The organism is Larkinella harenae, from assembly GCF_054780515.1.
This window is the reverse complement of record NZ_BAAGWE010000001.1, coordinates 2,029,667-2,044,187: the sequence shown is the minus strand read 5'-3', so window position 1 is coordinate 2,044,187 and position 14,521 is coordinate 2,029,667. Positions and strand designations below refer to the sequence as shown.

The 14,521-nt window shown below is 50.2% G+C and carries 11 protein-coding genes; 6 read left to right on the top strand and 5 right to left on the bottom strand.

Annotated elements, in window-relative coordinates:
• Positions 1 to 4 precede the first annotated feature (4 nt).
• The 3 genes from ACYVH9_RS08310 to ACYVH9_RS08300 form a co-directional block, all read right to left on the bottom strand.
• A complete protein-coding gene (locus tag ACYVH9_RS08310) occupies positions 5 to 3,076 on the bottom strand; it encodes a SusC/RagA family TonB-linked outer membrane protein (protein ID WP_460635836.1) in 3,072 nt (1,023 codons plus the stop codon).
• A gap of 236 nt (positions 3,077 to 3,312) precedes the next feature.
• The gene (locus ACYVH9_RS08305) at positions 3,313 to 4,551 is read right to left on the bottom strand and encodes a sodium:solute symporter family transporter (RefSeq protein ID WP_460635835.1); all 1,239 of its coding nucleotides are present in this window, start codon (positions 4,549 to 4,551) and stop codon (positions 3,313 to 3,315) included.
• A 17-nt stretch (positions 4,552 to 4,568) separates the two neighbouring features.
• Positions 4,569 to 5,192 (bottom strand): SLC5/6 family protein, encoded by a 624-nt coding sequence (locus ACYVH9_RS08300; RefSeq protein ID WP_460635834.1) that lies wholly within the window; start codon positions 5,190 to 5,192, stop codon positions 4,569 to 4,571.
• A 265-nt stretch (positions 5,193 to 5,457) separates the two neighbouring features.
• On the opposite strand from ACYVH9_RS08300, the gene ACYVH9_RS08295 reads away from it, so the two are divergent.
• From ACYVH9_RS08295 to ACYVH9_RS08285, 3 genes are all read left to right on the top strand, one after another.
• Positions 5,458 to 6,330, top strand: a complete 873-nt coding sequence (locus tag ACYVH9_RS08295; RefSeq protein ID WP_460635833.1) for a helix-turn-helix domain-containing protein — start codon at positions 5,458 to 5,460, stop codon at positions 6,328 to 6,330.
• A 90-nt stretch (positions 6,331 to 6,420) separates the two neighbouring features.
• The gene (locus ACYVH9_RS08290; RefSeq protein WP_460635832.1) at positions 6,421 to 6,975 is read left to right on the top strand and encodes a gluconate 2-dehydrogenase subunit 3 family protein; all 555 of its coding nucleotides are present in this window, start codon (positions 6,421 to 6,423) and stop codon (positions 6,973 to 6,975) included.
• Between the two features lie 15 nt (positions 6,976 to 6,990).
• A complete protein-coding gene (locus ACYVH9_RS08285; protein ID WP_460635831.1) occupies positions 6,991 to 8,703 on the top strand; it encodes a GMC oxidoreductase in 1,713 nt (570 codons plus the stop codon).
• 64 nt (positions 8,704 to 8,767) lie between these two features.
• On the opposite strand, the gene ACYVH9_RS08280 is transcribed toward ACYVH9_RS08285, so the two are convergent.
• Positions 8,768 to 9,955 carry a glycosyltransferase family 2 protein gene (locus ACYVH9_RS08280; protein WP_460635830.1) on the bottom strand — a complete coding sequence of 396 codons (1,188 nt, stop codon included), beginning with the start codon at positions 9,953 to 9,955 and terminating at the stop codon, positions 8,768 to 8,770.
• A gap of 284 nt (positions 9,956 to 10,239) precedes the next feature.
• Entirely contained in the window at positions 10,240 to 10,692 is a 453-nt protein-coding gene (locus ACYVH9_RS08275; RefSeq protein WP_460635829.1) for a response regulator transcription factor, read from the bottom strand.
• A 550-nt stretch (positions 10,693 to 11,242) separates the two neighbouring features.
• Here ACYVH9_RS08275 and ACYVH9_RS08270 point away from each other — a divergent pair.
• From ACYVH9_RS08270 to ACYVH9_RS08260, 3 genes are read left to right on the top strand one after another with little or no spacing between them, the layout of a single operon-like run.
• Positions 11,243 to 12,427: an acyltransferase family protein gene (locus tag ACYVH9_RS08270; RefSeq protein WP_460635828.1), complete on the top strand. Its 1,185-nt coding sequence runs from the start codon at positions 11,243 to 11,245 to the stop codon at positions 12,425 to 12,427.
• Between the two features lie 27 nt (positions 12,428 to 12,454).
• Positions 12,455 to 13,918 carry an O-antigen ligase family protein gene (locus ACYVH9_RS08265; RefSeq protein WP_460635827.1) on the top strand — a complete coding sequence of 488 codons (1,464 nt, stop codon included), beginning with the start codon at positions 12,455 to 12,457 and terminating at the stop codon, positions 13,916 to 13,918.
• 18 nt (positions 13,919 to 13,936) lie between these two features.
• On the top strand, positions 13,937 to 14,509 hold the full coding sequence (locus ACYVH9_RS08260) for a gluconate 2-dehydrogenase subunit 3 family protein (RefSeq protein ID WP_460635826.1): 573 nt from the start codon (positions 13,937 to 13,939) through the stop codon (positions 14,507 to 14,509).
• Positions 14,510 to 14,521: the final 12 nt, after the last annotated feature.

The window sequence follows — 14,521 nt, the reverse complement described above, 5'->3', positions numbered from 1 at the left end:
CCGCTTAGAATTTCAGATTGACGTTAACCCCGATGGTCCGGGTGGGGGGCACGCCCGCCAGCTCAAGCCCCTGCGCGTTGGAGTTGTTATAGGTCGACTCTGGATCGATGTTCGGCGTATGCTTCATCAGAATCGCCAGATTCCGGCCCACCAAGGCAATGGAGGCTCCTTTGAACGGCGTCCGTCCGAACCAGCGTGCCGGAATTGAATAATCGATCACGACCTGACGGAGTTTGAGGAAGTCGGCGCTGTACACAAACGGATCGGCGATATTAAACAACCGCTGATAGTATTGCTGCGCAGGCACCCGAACGTTATTTGGCTCGCCCTTTTCATTGACCCCCTGACCGATAATCCCCGTTTCGCGTCCTTCCAGCGTTGATTTCAGCAATCCGCGGTTGTTGGCATAGGCGTTGGTTCCTGAATAGAGCACAGCGCCAAATTTACCATCGATCAGGAAACTCAGGCCGATGCCTTTGTACCGGAACGAGTTGTTGAAGCCCAGCGTGGTTGGTGCAACCCCCGTACCGAAGTTGACCAAACTTCCCTGAATAGGATACCCCTGCGCGTCGTAGACGACGTTATCCGATGCATCGCGCTTGTAGGTAAATCCTTTCACCTGGCTGTAGGGCAAGCCAACCACCTGGTGGATGTAGGCAATCCGGGTACGGTTTTCGTCCACCTGTAACGTTTGCAGGTCACCATACAGGCTAATCACTTTGCTCACGTTGTGGCCCATGTTGAAGGAAGCGTCCCAGCTAAAATTTTTGGAATCAGCCAGTCGATACGACAACAGCAACTCGATGCCTTTGTTGGCGATTTCGCCCACGTTGAACAAAGCGCTACCGTAACCCGAGGTATTGGAGATAGTGGCGGCAACAATGTCGTTTGTGGTTTTGCGCGTGTACAGCGCGAAGTCGATGCTCAGTTTGTTGTTGAACAGACGCGCTTCCAAACCGGCTTCGGATGTAGACGATGTAAGTGGTTTCAGATCGGCATTGGGCACCCGGTCGCCATTGATCTGGGCCAGCGGAGCACCCAGGTGAGCCCCGGACAAACCATAGTATAGAGACAGGTTATACGGATCGGTTCCTCCACCAGCCTGCGCCCATGACCCTCTCAGCTTGAGGTAATTGATCGCCGTTGGCAACTTCAAAGCTTCTGAAACCACAAAGCTTCCGCCTATAGACGGATATAAGATGCTAAAGTTTTTCGGAGACAGGGTTGAGAACCAGTCATTCCGGGCCGTTGCGGTTACGAACAGATAGTTATTGTACGAGAATTCGGCCGAACCAAAGACGGAATTGATCCGTGATTCGATGTAATTCTCGCTCAGACTCCGGGCCGCCGGGTCGATGTTCGAAATGTCGTAGAAGAAGGGAATGTTGAAATTACTCCCCCCATAATTCGAATTCTGATACACCTGCTTCATCAGGTTACCACCAAACAGGGCATTAACGCCCAGCCGATCATTAGCAAACTTCTTGTTGAAGCCCAGCAACAGTTCCGAATTGGTTTCTGTAAAATTGCGATTGTTGACGTTCATCCCACCCCGGGGCTGAAACGGCGTTCCGTAGGGTGTAATCGTCAGGTTCCGGTAATTGAAGTTATCGAAACCGATCCGTCCACGCAGATACAACCAGTCGGTGAAGTTGAAGCGCGGTTCGATCACTCCGATAATCCGGCCTTTCTTATCTTCCTGCCGCCAGCTGTAAGCCGCCACATACGGGTTCTGAATGTAAATATTGTCCGACCAGGTCAACTCCGAACCGTCCGGATTAAACTGGCTCTCTTCCAGTGCCGAGATCGGCAGGGAGGTCGGCATGGCATTGATGGCGTAGGTGGCACTACCCGGCGAGTCAGAAAGCCGCGGGCGGTTTTTGGTACGCTCCAGAATGTACTTGACGTTGGTAACCACCGACAGCTTCGGCCCCAGGTTGGCGTTGAGGTTCAGCGCAAAGTTGTTTCGGCGCAGATTGCTGTTTGGAATAACGGACTGGTTGTTCAAATCATTCATCGACAGGCGGTAGGTCATGCTTTCGGTTGCACCGGTCAGCGCCACAGAGTTCGTAAAGGTGCCGCCCGTCCGGTAAAAACCGCGCTGATTGTCGCGGTGAGCCACGTATGGGCGCTGTTTTCCATCAAAATACATGGCGTTGGATCCATCCAGTTTAGCGCCCCAGCTGTTGGAGGTAAGGGCTTCCTGCACCGTGGTTGGCTTTACACCATTGATCCCCATACCGTACTCATACTGGTAATCCTTATAAGTGGGCAGCAACAGGTCTTCCACCACGTAGTTGCTGCTCAGTTCTACGCCAATTCCTTTGTTCGCTTTACCGCCTTTGGTCGTAACCAGAATAACGCCATTGGAAGCTCGCGAACCGTACAGTGCTGCCGCCGTAGCCCCTTTCAGTACACTGATTGTTTCAATCTCGTCGGGGTTCAGGCTGGAAATACCATCTCCAGAGTCACCACCGCCCCACATCCCGGCCGAACCGAGGTTGTCGTTGTTAATGGGGGTTCCGTCCACCACAATCAGCGGCTGGTTGTTACCGGAGATTGAGCCGTTTCCGCGAATAATAATCCGGCTTGATCCACCCGCTCCCGTTGCGGTGTTAGCTACGTTCAAACCGGCCACCCGCCCCTGCAATGAATTGGCCATGTTGACGGTTCGGGCCTGGGTCAGATCTTCCCCCTTCACTTCCGAAACCGAATACCCCAGCGCCTTTTTCTCTTTCCTGATCCCCAGTGCCGTTACCACGACCTCATCCAGTGTGGCATTCTCAGCTTCCAGCACCACATCAATGGTCGTTGAGTTGCCCACCACCACTTCTTTCGAAACAAATCCAATCGAGCTGAATTTGAGCGTCGCACCTTTCGACGCCTGAATGCTGTACTCACCCCGGTCGTTGGTGATCGTACCGCGCGTGGTCCCTTTAATCAACACATTGACCCCATTGATTTCGCCTTTGCCTTCTTCAGTCACCTTTCCTTTTACCTCAATGGTTTGGGCAAAGGTTAAGGTTGACAGAAGGCTAAGAACCAGGACCCTCAAAAAACATAAACTTTTTTTCATAATAGGCTTTGGATTAAAAGTTAACTAATCAACTGTTAAACAACTAATTACCCCAACACAGTTGGCTTCATAGGTAAATTGCTGGCAATCAGGACATGGAAAATTAAGTCACAGAAATTTATAAAATAAACAATAAAAATTCTACTAATATCACAAGATAAGAGTAAACAAAGCCAGCCCAGTGAACCGGCCTTGTCGGTACTACCAACCTATAATTTGTTGTACTTAAGCAGAATTCAACTCGCCAGTACCTGCGTCCTTTCAGACGAAACCGGGACCGGTTCCTGGGTCGGAAGATGGTTCCACCAGGTCTTCTTGAGAATAAGGGCACAACACAACAGCGTTGCTGCGGTGGCGTATCCTTCACGACTTTGCCCCGTAATCAGGTACATGGGCAACAACGTCAGGCAACACTGCGCCACCACGCCTACTCCCACGTTAAACATGTCGCGCCGGAAGTTGGGGTTGGCCTTAAAAGATGGCTCTTCAGCGACTACCTGTCTGTGCACAGGCTGCCAGCCCCCCCAGGGGCGCACGGTTTTATAAAATTTCTTCAGGGTTTCAATATCGGTGGGTGCTGTCAAGAGCGAACCGGCTACACACCCCACCAACGACAATCCAAATAAGAGCGGGAAATAGTAGAGTTCAAGCGTTTCCCGAAATACCGAAGGCAGAATCAGGGCCGGAACGATCCCCGCCAGCATTCCCCAGAAAAAACCGTTGGCGTTGAAGCGCCACCAATGCCATTTGAGCACATTAGCCGCCACGTACCCTCCAAACAGAGCCGACACAATCCACTGCAAGATGCTGTTCACGTCGCGGACAAACAGGCCGAGCAGCACGCCAGCCCCCGCCATTACCAGCCCCGATGCGTAATTCATCCGGGCAATTCGTCGGTTCGACGCGTTGGGATGAATGTATTTCAGGTAAATATCATTGACCAGGTAGGCCTGTGCGGCATTGAGCGTTCCGGCGAACGTACCCATGAAAGCGGCCAGTAAGCCCACCAGCAGCACGCCCATCAGCCCGACCGGCACAAATTGCAGGATGGCCGCTGGCAAAATTTTCTCAAAATCGACTCCAACCCTGCCGGTTGTCTGTAGATTGAGCTGGTTGTAATGAATCAGCGCCAACACAGTAAATCCCATGATCATGGCGTACCGCACCGGCAGCAGCACTACCGAAACCAGCCCGCTCATCTTGGCAGCATCCTGCGGTGAGCGGGTGGATAGGATTTTCTGCATATCGTAGTTGGGGGCCGGCCCCGCCAGACTCGCCAGAATTCCCTTGAAAGTCATCATCATGAAGAAAACCCCGAACAGCGAGAAACCGTCGGACGCAATTTTGGCGTTGACCTCGTCCATCAAGCCCGTCCAGTTCAGGTCATCGAGCCGCCAGTTGAAGAAAGGAGTATACCACCCATCAGGAACGGGCAAGGTATGGACCGACCGATGCTCTATAGCAATATAAGCCACGGCAACAGCCGCGATGGTCAGGAAGCTGTATTCAATAAATCACCGATAACGATGCTGGTCATTCCGCCCAGAATGACGTAAAATGCGGCAACAGCCGTGAACACAACTCCGTAAAAATGAGCGATATAATTGGGCGAAACCGTAAAAGGTAAGTACGGTGCAACGTTCTGGTAAGGGATGACAAGTTCGAGAAATTTACCAAGCCCAATAAACCCGTAGGCCATAAAGCCCAGGCAACTCAGCAGCGCAAATACAACAACAATGGTGTGCGAAGCCTTCACACCGCTCCCCCGGCCAAAGCGCGTTTCGATCCATTCCGCCCCCGTCGTCACGTTTGACCGACGCAGCCAGGCCGACAGGTACATCATCAGAAAAACCTGGTTGAAAACAGGCCAGAGCCACGGCAGCCACAGACTTTTCAGGCCATAGACGAAGGCCAGTGTTACCATCCACATGGTACCGGAAATATCAAACATTTCCGATGCGTTGGATAAGCCCAGCAGGTACCAGGGTAGCGTTTTGCCGCCCAACAAGTACGCTTCTTTACTTTGACTTGCCCTTTTTTTCTGCACCAATCCCAGCACAATGACGGCTAGTAAATAGCCGACACCGATGCCCAGATCGAGCGCAGAAAGTTTCATACGTATAGAGACGGTTGGTGGCCCAAAATTATAGGCTTTTTTGTCTGCGTAGTAATACTATTTTAGCATTCTTTTGAACAAAAAGTATTACAAACAGACAAATTATTCTATCAAATAGCCAATTCACATTTGATTATATCGCCATTTTCCAATTCTTACTTACTATAAAGCTAAAATTAGAAGCCTTGATTTTGATACTATCTATACCTATCATCTGATACATTTTAAGTATCTTTGTTCAGAACCCTCCTCTTATTAGTCATAAATGAGTGCTGTGTATCGGGAAATTACTCCCTTGACCCAAAATGATTGCTATACCCTCTTTGCCCGGGTCAAGAAAGATTTCGATTTCCCACTGCATTCTCACGAAGAATACGAACTGAACTTTCTGGCGAATGCTGCGGGAATCAAGCGGATCGTGGGCGACCATACTGAAATCATTGACGATCTGGAGCTGGTGCTGGTTGGCAGTAACCTCCCACACGGCTGGTTCAACAACCAGTGTGAAAGTGAACAGATTCAGGAGATTACGATTCAGTTTCACCGCGATTTATTCGACGAAAAGCTGCTCCGTCGCAACCAGCTTAGCTTTATCCGGGCGTTGCTGGAGCGATCGGCGAAGGGCATTGTTTTTTCACGGGATACGGTTGAGGCTCTCCGGCCCCGGCTCGAAGGCTTGACCCAAAAAAGTGGTTTTGATTCCGTTCTTGAACTCATGTCCATTCTGCACGATCTGTCCATTTCGCGAAACATGCGGACGCTTTCGAATGTGTCATTTACCCATGATTCACTGAACTTCAACAGCCGACGGCTCGAAAAAGCCTTCGAATTCATGCAAACGAATTACGACAAGGATATTTCCCTGGCCGACCTGGCTCGGGTGGTCAACATGCCCGATGTTTCGTTTAGCCGATTTATCAAAAAACGGACCGGCAAAACATTCATTGACAGCCTGAACGAGATTCGGCTGGGCCACGCATCCCGCCTGCTGATCGATACCACACAAACCATCACCGAGATTTCGTACAAATGCGGGTTTAACAACATGTCGTACTTTAACCGGATTTTTCGACGAAAAAATGGCTGTACTCCCCGCGAATTCCGGCAGAATTATTCCGGAACCCGCGTATTTATCTGACGATTGGGGTGCAGGAATAAACTGGCCCAAACGCCGTAAACTGAAGACCGTAATCCCTAGTACCGAAACTATTACTTAATTAAATACCTCGTGGAAAGACGAAAAGCACTTAAAAGCCTGGCCGTAGCGGTGGGCGGGTTAGTGACCCTCCCGGGTTGGGCCAACAACTGGAGCCCCGCCAACCTGCCTGCCAACGCTTCCTTCCTGGCCCCTAAAGCCGATGCGCTGCTGGCCGAAGTGGTGGAAGCCATCATTCCGGCTACCGACACCCCCGGTGCCAAAGCACTGGGCGTTCACACGTTTATCCAGAAAATTGTAACGGATTGCATGGAACCGTCGGCGCAGGAAACACTGACTAAAGGGTTGACGGCGGTAGAAACGCAGGCCCGGGCCACCCAAAACCGATCGTTTTCGTCCCTCGACAACAGCCAGCGCACCGAATTGCTCAGGGCCATGAGCCAATCCGCCGAAGCCGATCAAAAAGACTTTGTATCGCTGGTGAAAGGGTTGACAATCCGGGGCTATATGACTTCTGAATACGTCATGAACAACATTGTTCGCTACCAGATGATCCCTGGATTCTACCACGGCTGCATCCCCGTTGTCGCCCAGAAAAGTGCCCCTAAAAACCAACAGAACAAATAAGCAGTCCCAAATAACATGGCAAATTTTGCAATAGATGCCGTAAAAGCAACCACCTACGACGCCATCGTGATTGGCTCCGGAATCAGTGGCGGCTGGGCGGCTAAAGAATTAACGGAAAAAGGATTACGCACCCTGGTGCTGGAACGGGGTCGCGACGTCAAACACGTCACCGACTATCCGACCACCATGCTCAACACCTGGGAAATGGACCACCGGGGCCAGTTGCCGCTGAAAATTCGGCAGGAAAATCCAATTGTGGGCAAATGTTACGCGTTTCACGAAGGCTCTTCGCATTTTTTCGTGAAAGACGCCGAGCACCCGTACGTTCAGGAAAAACCGTTCGACTGGATTCGGGGCTACCAGGTGGGTGGCAAATCGCTCTTGTGGGCGCGCCAAACCCAGCGCTGGAGCCAGCTTGACTTCGACGGCCCGGCCCGCGACGGTTTTGCGGTGGAATGGCCCATCGGGTACGCGGATCTGGCACCCTGGTACAGTCACGTTGAAAAATTCGCCGGTATTACGGGCAACAAAGACGGTCTGGCCACGCTGCCCGACGGGGAGTTTCTGCCTCCGCACGAGTGGAACTGCGTCGAAAAATACTTTAGCCAGCAAATGGCCGCCAAATACAAAGACCGCCCCGTGATCATGGGCCGGGCGGCTCACATCACCAAGGCGCAACCCATCCACCTGCAACAGGGCCGGGCACAGTGCCAGCACCGGACCATTTGCGAGCGGGGTTGTCCGTTTGGTGGGTATTTCAGCAGCAATGCCTCCACCCTGCCGTGGGCAGCCAAAACCGGCAAATTGACGCTGCGGCCCCATTCGGTGGTTCACTCGATTATTTACGACGACAAAAAAGGCAAGGCAACCGGCGTTCGCGTGATTGATGCCAACACGAAGGAAATGATCGAGTTTTATGCCCGCATTATTTTCGTCAATGCCGCAGCCTTGAACAGCAATCTGGTCCTGCTGAACTCCACGTCCAACCGGTTTCCGAACGGTTTGGGCAATGACAGCGGCCTGCTGGGGAAATACGTTGCGTTCCATAACTACCGCGCCGGTATCTCCGCTCAATACGACGGTTTTCTGGACTCAACCACGGAAGGACGCCGACCGAACGGGCCGTACATTCCGCGGTTCCGCAACGTTTACAAACAGGAAACCGACTTTTTGCGCGGCTACGCAGCCGGTTTCTCCGCCAACCGCGCTTCCCGCACGAATCAGGACGGTTTTGGCGTCGACCTGAAAAACAACCTGGCCAACCCAACCCTGGGTGGCTGGAACGTCGGCTCCCACATGATGGGCGAAACCATTCCGAAAGAAACCAACTACGTGGCGCTGGACAAAGACCTGAAAGATCCATACGGTATTCCGCAGTTGAAAATCTCGATTGTTTACGACGACAACGACGATAAAATGGTGAAGGATTACCAGGAGCAGATGACCGAAATGTTCACTGCTGCCGGATTTACCAACATCCGCCTTCGTGATGACAACCGTAATCCGGGTCTGGATATTCACGAAATGGGGGGTGTTCGGATGGGTAAAGACCCCAAGACGTCGCTGCTCAACCAGTGGAGCCAACTCCACCATTGCAAAAACGTGTTCGTAACCGACGGAGCATCCATGACGTCAACTTCTACCCAGAACCCGTCGCTGACCTATATGGCGCTGACGGCCCGGGCTGCAGATTACGCCGTGAAAGAACTGAAGAAGAAAAACCTTTGAGTTATTACATCGCGGAGTTAAGCGGGGAAATAAAGAAAAGCTCTGCTTAATTCCGCGATACAATTCACTTTTCCTTCACAACTGGATCGCCGTGCGGGGTATGCAGAAATTTCTTGCTGGCGGTCTTGATTTTGAGCAGCGACCGAATCATGCGGAAGATAAGCAGAGGAAACGTCAACACGTCACGGATGGAGAGTTTCTGCCACAAATACCCGGGGATTGAGATCAGCATACTCAGTAACAACATTGCCAGTAAACCGCCAAAAAACTGCCAAACCGTCAAACTTCCGACGACCAGCCCCACCAATGTTCCGAAGGCTAAAATGGCCAGCAGCAGTACGCGGGGAACAATCAAGGCTTTGAGTAGGGCATTGAAAGCGTGTCCGTTTCCTTTCAGCAACTGACGAAGCCCGGTCACAAAGAACAATTTTACAAAATGTACCTGCGCGGCAATCCAGCGGGTACGCTGCCGTTCGAACACTTCCAGATTCTGTACCTTTTCGTCGTAAATCAAAGCCTGTTTCAGGTAAGCAATCTGAATCCCGTCACACAACAACAACATTTCCAGCTCTTTATCGTAACCTCCTACCGACCGAATCTGCCCCATCAGTCGCTTCATGGTGGCAGGTTCAAACGCCATTCCTGAACCGATCAGAGACGCCGACAACCCCAGCGCCCGCTGGCCCGCCCGCAAAATGTGGTTGAGCACCTCCTCATTCATGGCATCGAGAACCGCAACACTGGTGTTTGTATTTTTGGCCACCCGGTGCCCCTGCACGGCCCGCCATCCCTGATCAAAAGCCAGGTTAATCCGCTGCAAAAAATCGGGAGCCATGTGGTTGTCAGCATCCGAAACAAGCACAATGTCATAAAATTCTTCCGGAAGGCGCTCCAAAGCATTTGTCAACGATTTCTGAACCGTTGATTCTTCAAATTGAACCCTCAGCACTTTTACGGGGAGATAAGACAATTTCTCCAGCGTGTCTTCCCGAAACGAGTCGGCAATCACATAAATATCGTAGCAGTCGGCCGGGTAAGTTTGTTGCAGATTAGCCTGAACAGAGTCCAGAATAACCTTGTCTTCTTTGTAAGCGGGAATCAGTACGGCAATCCGGCGGGTACGGGCAGGAACTCGACTGACCGGATCATCGTCTTTTCCGCCAAACCAGCCAGCAATAGCAAAAACGGCCAGGTAGGCCACGTTAAAAAGCAGGTAAATGGCAATTGGTAAAAAGATCAGATACCCCAGCATGTCCATAATACGTTGGAAATTATCGCTGCACAGATAAATTCAGCAGCTCAATTTGTCTGACAATTTTCAAAGTAGAAAGAAAAAGGGTTAATCTATTATCGTACTACTCCTTCTTAATGATCAGCTTTACATTGATCTGGTAGCAAATAATATACCATTTAGCCAATTAAGGAACTTTTGAAAAAAATGAAAGGCCGCCATTATAAAAAACGGCAGCCTTTCTCTTCAAGCGTAGGTAGAACTGAGAAAAAAATGTCTGGTAATAGCTAATAGAATCGCTCTTCTTAATTAAGTCCCAGGGACTCCAAGCCCGGGAAAAAAGGCTTCAAACTGCCAGTTATTCGGGACTTCCGTCCGCCCGACCGCCGAAGCATCGCCTTGATTTTGGCCTGAATTTCCAATGGGTTAAATGGTTTTGTCATGCAGTCGTCGGCGCCATTTTCAAGACAACTTATTCGAATATTGCTGTCTCCTTCCTCCGAAAGGGCCAGAATCGGCATCATGTGGTGAGAAATCGTACTCCGAATTCGTTGAATCAACTCAAGCCCGTCGAATTTTGGCAATTTCAGATCGGTAAGCATCAAATCGACGGTAAGCCCTCTTTCGAGCAAGGCCATCGCTTCGAAACCGTTGGCCGCTACGGTCACACTGAATTCGCTCGATAAGGTCTGGCGCAGAATATTCACCAGAAACCGATTATTCTCAACAATTAATACATTCAACTTGGATGACTTCATGGCGGATAGTCCTGTACTTCTAGTCAGAGAAAAATTTAAACACATAGTTAGACAGGATTTAGTTGAACTCATAAGCACTTTTACCTAGAAAACTATCAAAAACAACAGGCAACTGAGCGTTAAAAACAGGCAACCAACATGTCCATTTGAAAACTCCTTGCTGTACAAAATACAGCCCCATCAACACAATTTACTACAAATCAGATACTTAAGAAAGAATCAAGAAATATACATGGGCAGTAGAAACCTGAATTAGCGAACAGTAGGACAAATATATAATACTCAATTTAAAGTAAAAATATAATGTGTATTTATTTCTGCAATTATTAGAAAATTTACCCCTAACGAGTTGATTAACAAACCTCCTCTGTAGAACTTCAGAATATTACACACCGTCTTTTACCAGTATTTTTACTCTTCTTTCGGGATTTCGATTTATCTTACCTAATTATCAGACACACTTGGCACGATATGTGATGATTGTTTGATGCGATTTAAGACATGTTACTGCTATCAGAAATGTGCAGACATGTAAACTCATTCAGGCACAATGCGAGCAGTTTATTTTCCGAATTTAAATGGCTTACGATTTATCGCTGCCCTTTGGGTGATTATCCACCACATCGAGCAAATAAAGCTAATCTTCAAGGTTGATAATTACTGGCATCTTCCCTTCGTTGACCTGATCGGCAAACTGGGTGTTGTGCTCTTTTTTGTACTCAGCGGTTTTCTGATTACCTACCTGCTTTTGCAGGAAAGGGCCGTAACCGGCACCATTGCCATTGGCCACTTTTACCTGCGCCGGGTCCTTCGCATCTGGCCGTTGTATTACCTGATTGTCTGCATCGGCCTCTTTGTTCTTCCTCACATTCCGTTCTTTGATATTCCAATTTACTCCGAACTGCTGCACCGCAGCTTCTGGGTTAAGGTGGTGTTACTCATGCTAATACTACCCAATCTGGTAGCCACACCCATACCACACATTAATCAGACCTGGTCGATTGGGGTAGAAGAACAATTCTACGCGTTCTGGCCCTTGCTAATGAAAAAAATTGGCCACCCATTGCGCGTAGCGCTGGGAACCATCATCGTATACCTGCTCATCAAGTTCAGTCTACTTCTGTTGCCTGCGGTAGGAATCAGCCATTCTGCCCTCAGCTTTGTAACCCGATTCTGGTTAAGTTTCAACGTCGACTGCATGGCCATTGGCGGGGTTATTGCCTGGGCGCTTTTCTACCAGCGTACGGCGATTCTAGACATTCTTTTTAGCCGCTGGACGCAGCTGATTGTTTACCTGCTCACGGCTTTCATGATTATCCGGGGCGTTGAAATCCCGTATCTGCATCACGAAGTCTACGCCTGTCTTTTTGCGGTGATCATCCTTAATCTGGCGGCTAATAAACAGACATTAATCCGGCTCGAACACCCGGTTATCCACTACCTGGGCAAGATTTCGTTCGGCATTTATATGTACCATATGATTGCCATCATCGTAGCATTCAAGCTACTGCAGCCTCATTTTCCCGGCAATAACTGGCTGTTATACAGCGCCAGTATCATCCTGACTATTCTGCTGGCGGCAGCATCGTACGAATGGTTTGAACGCCGGTTCATCAAAGCAAAAGTCAAATACTCGAAAGTAGTGAGTGGCGACAATACCACCGAGCCAACTACTGATGCGGGCTCAACCGATAAAACCGTTCCTACACTCACCAACTCCAAAGTCAAACCGTAACCGCCCTGTCGGGACTTTACAGCCAACATGCGAAATCAGGCAGCCTCCATATCGTACCAGGTACAGAAACGATTCTGGCTTTACAGCCTGTTGGGGACGCTCATTGCCATTGGTTCGGGCTTTCTGATTGCCAAAGTCGGTTTCTTATCGATGGGAGTTATTGTGGTGCTTCCTCTGGCGCTGCTGCTGGTTGGTGCCGTGCTGGCCGAACCCAAATTTGGCTTTCTGGTGTATGTGCAGCTGGTTTTTCTGGTCAATGCCCTGGCCCGTTTTCTACCCATTAGCATTCCGTTCGGAATGATTATCGACGGAATTCTGGGCTTAACGGTGCTGAGCTTGCTGCTCAACAACCGGCGTTTCTCCTGGAAACGGCTTCATCACCCCGCTTTTTACCTGGTGGGTTTCTGGATGTTTTACACGGTCATGGAAATCTTCAATCCGGAATCGCCCTACCGGGCGGCCTGGTTTTTTCATGCCCGCTCCTTTTCGCTGCACTTTTTCATCGTAACCTGTACCATGCTCCTCGTTGACATCACCCGCGAGGATATCCGTATCATACTGCGTACCTGGCTCACCTGGTCGGTGCTGGCGGCTCTGTGGGCTTTCAAGCAACAATACATTGGCCTGACAACCAACGAGATGATCTGGCTTAACTCCGGGGCCGCCGAAACGCACATTTTGTTTGGGCATTTGCGGAGCTTTTCGTTTTATACCGATGCTTCGCAGTTTGGTGCCGAGATGGCCGCCGTCTCACTGCTGTGCATGATCTGGATTTTCGAAGCCGAAACCGTTCCCCGCAAGGTGGGTTTTGTGTTTCTGCTGATGATTTATTTTTGGGGTTACGCGGTGTCGGGTACTCGGTCTGCGCTGTTTGTTCTGATTGCGGGCTACGGTTTTTACCTGTTCATGAAGCGGGATTTGGTAAAAATTGCCCTGGGACTCTGCGTGGCCCTTCCGCTGCTTTTTGTGCTGAAATACACCAATGTCGGCAGCGGCAACTACCAGGTCCAGCGCATGCGCACGGCCCTGAACCCACTGGAAGACCCCTCGTTTTTGCTTCGTCTGAAAAACCAGCAGAAGCTGCGCGCACACTTGCAGGATTTGCCATTTGGGGCAGGTATCGGTACGTCGCTGGACACGGGGCAACGGTTTTCGCCCGATCACTGGGCCGCCCGAATTTCCCCTGACAGCTGGTATGTCGAACTCTGGATCGAAACTGGGCGAGTGGGTCTGACCATTTACATTCTGATGCTGGTTTCTCTGATTTCCATCGGCGTTTACCGCGTCTGGAAGTTGAAAGACCCGCAACTTACCTCCCTGATGCGCGCGCTATTATCCGTTTTTGTCGGCATTGTGGTCATGGGCTATTCCAATCCTGTACTCGGGCAGTTTCCAACCAGTGCCATGCTCTATATCAATGCGCTTTTGTTTACGACCTGCCATCGGTGGGACAAACGTGAATCCCTGAGTACCGTAAACCTTCAACATTAACTTTTACTCAACACTTCTATGAAACGTCGCCAAGCCGTGTTAGGGATTGCCCTTTTAGGTGCTGGCAGTCTGGTTTTCAGCGGCTTTAAATGGCATTCCTGGTATAAAAAACCGGATCTGGTTTACCTTCACTCACAATATAAACTTCTGGCAGCCTTAGCCGAAACCATCATTCCTGCCACGGATACCCCGGGAGCCATTGCCGCTGGCGTACCTGATTTTGTTTTGAAAATGGTGCTTGAAAACACCACTACCGCTTCTCAAAACCGCTTCATCGACGGGTTGAAGGCCGTTGATCCGTACAGCATCCAGCATTTTGGAAAACCGTACGTTCAATGCAGCCGGGAAGCGCAAAATGAGATCATGAAACGCATTGAGCAAGATGGAAAACCGCTCGATGGCATTCCCGGAAAAGTGCAACGTAAGCTCATCGGAAACTCGTTTTTCACGACCTTGAAGGAATACACCTGCATCGGTTATTTCACGTCCATGACGGGAGCAACACAGGCGCTGGCCTATGTTTATACTCCCGGTCATTATCAGGGTTGTGTGCCACTGAAACCCGGTCAAAAGGCCTGGGCTATCCGCTAACGCCAACGTCTT

Bases quoted from the DNA above. Each gene is read 5' to 3' on its own strand.
- ACYVH9_RS08310 (WP_460635836.1), bottom strand. From the start codon at position 3,076: ATGAAAAAAAGTTTATGTTTTTTGAGGGTCCTGGTTCTTAGCCTTCTG.
- ACYVH9_RS08300 (WP_460635834.1), bottom strand. From the start codon at position 5,192: ATGAAACTTTCTGCGCTCGATCTGGGCATCGGTGTCGGCTATTTACTA.
- ACYVH9_RS08295 (WP_460635833.1), top strand. From the start codon at position 5,458: ATGAGTGCTGTGTATCGGGAAATTACTCCCTTGACCCAAAATGATTGC.
- ACYVH9_RS08285 (WP_460635831.1), top strand. From the start codon at position 6,991: ATGGCAAATTTTGCAATAGATGCCGTAAAAGCAACCACCTACGACGCC.
- ACYVH9_RS08280 (WP_460635830.1), bottom strand. From the start codon at position 9,955: ATGCTGGGGTATCTGATCTTTTTACCAATTGCCATTTACCTGCTTTTT.
- ACYVH9_RS08275 (WP_460635829.1), bottom strand. From the start codon at position 10,692: ATGAAGTCATCCAAGTTGAATGTATTAATTGTTGAGAATAATCGGTTT.
- ACYVH9_RS08270 (WP_460635828.1), top strand. From the start codon at position 11,243: ATGCGAGCAGTTTATTTTCCGAATTTAAATGGCTTACGATTTATCGCT.
- ACYVH9_RS08265 (WP_460635827.1), top strand. From the start codon at position 12,455: ATGCGAAATCAGGCAGCCTCCATATCGTACCAGGTACAGAAACGATTC.
- ACYVH9_RS08260 (WP_460635826.1), top strand. From the start codon at position 13,937: ATGAAACGTCGCCAAGCCGTGTTAGGGATTGCCCTTTTAGGTGCTGGC.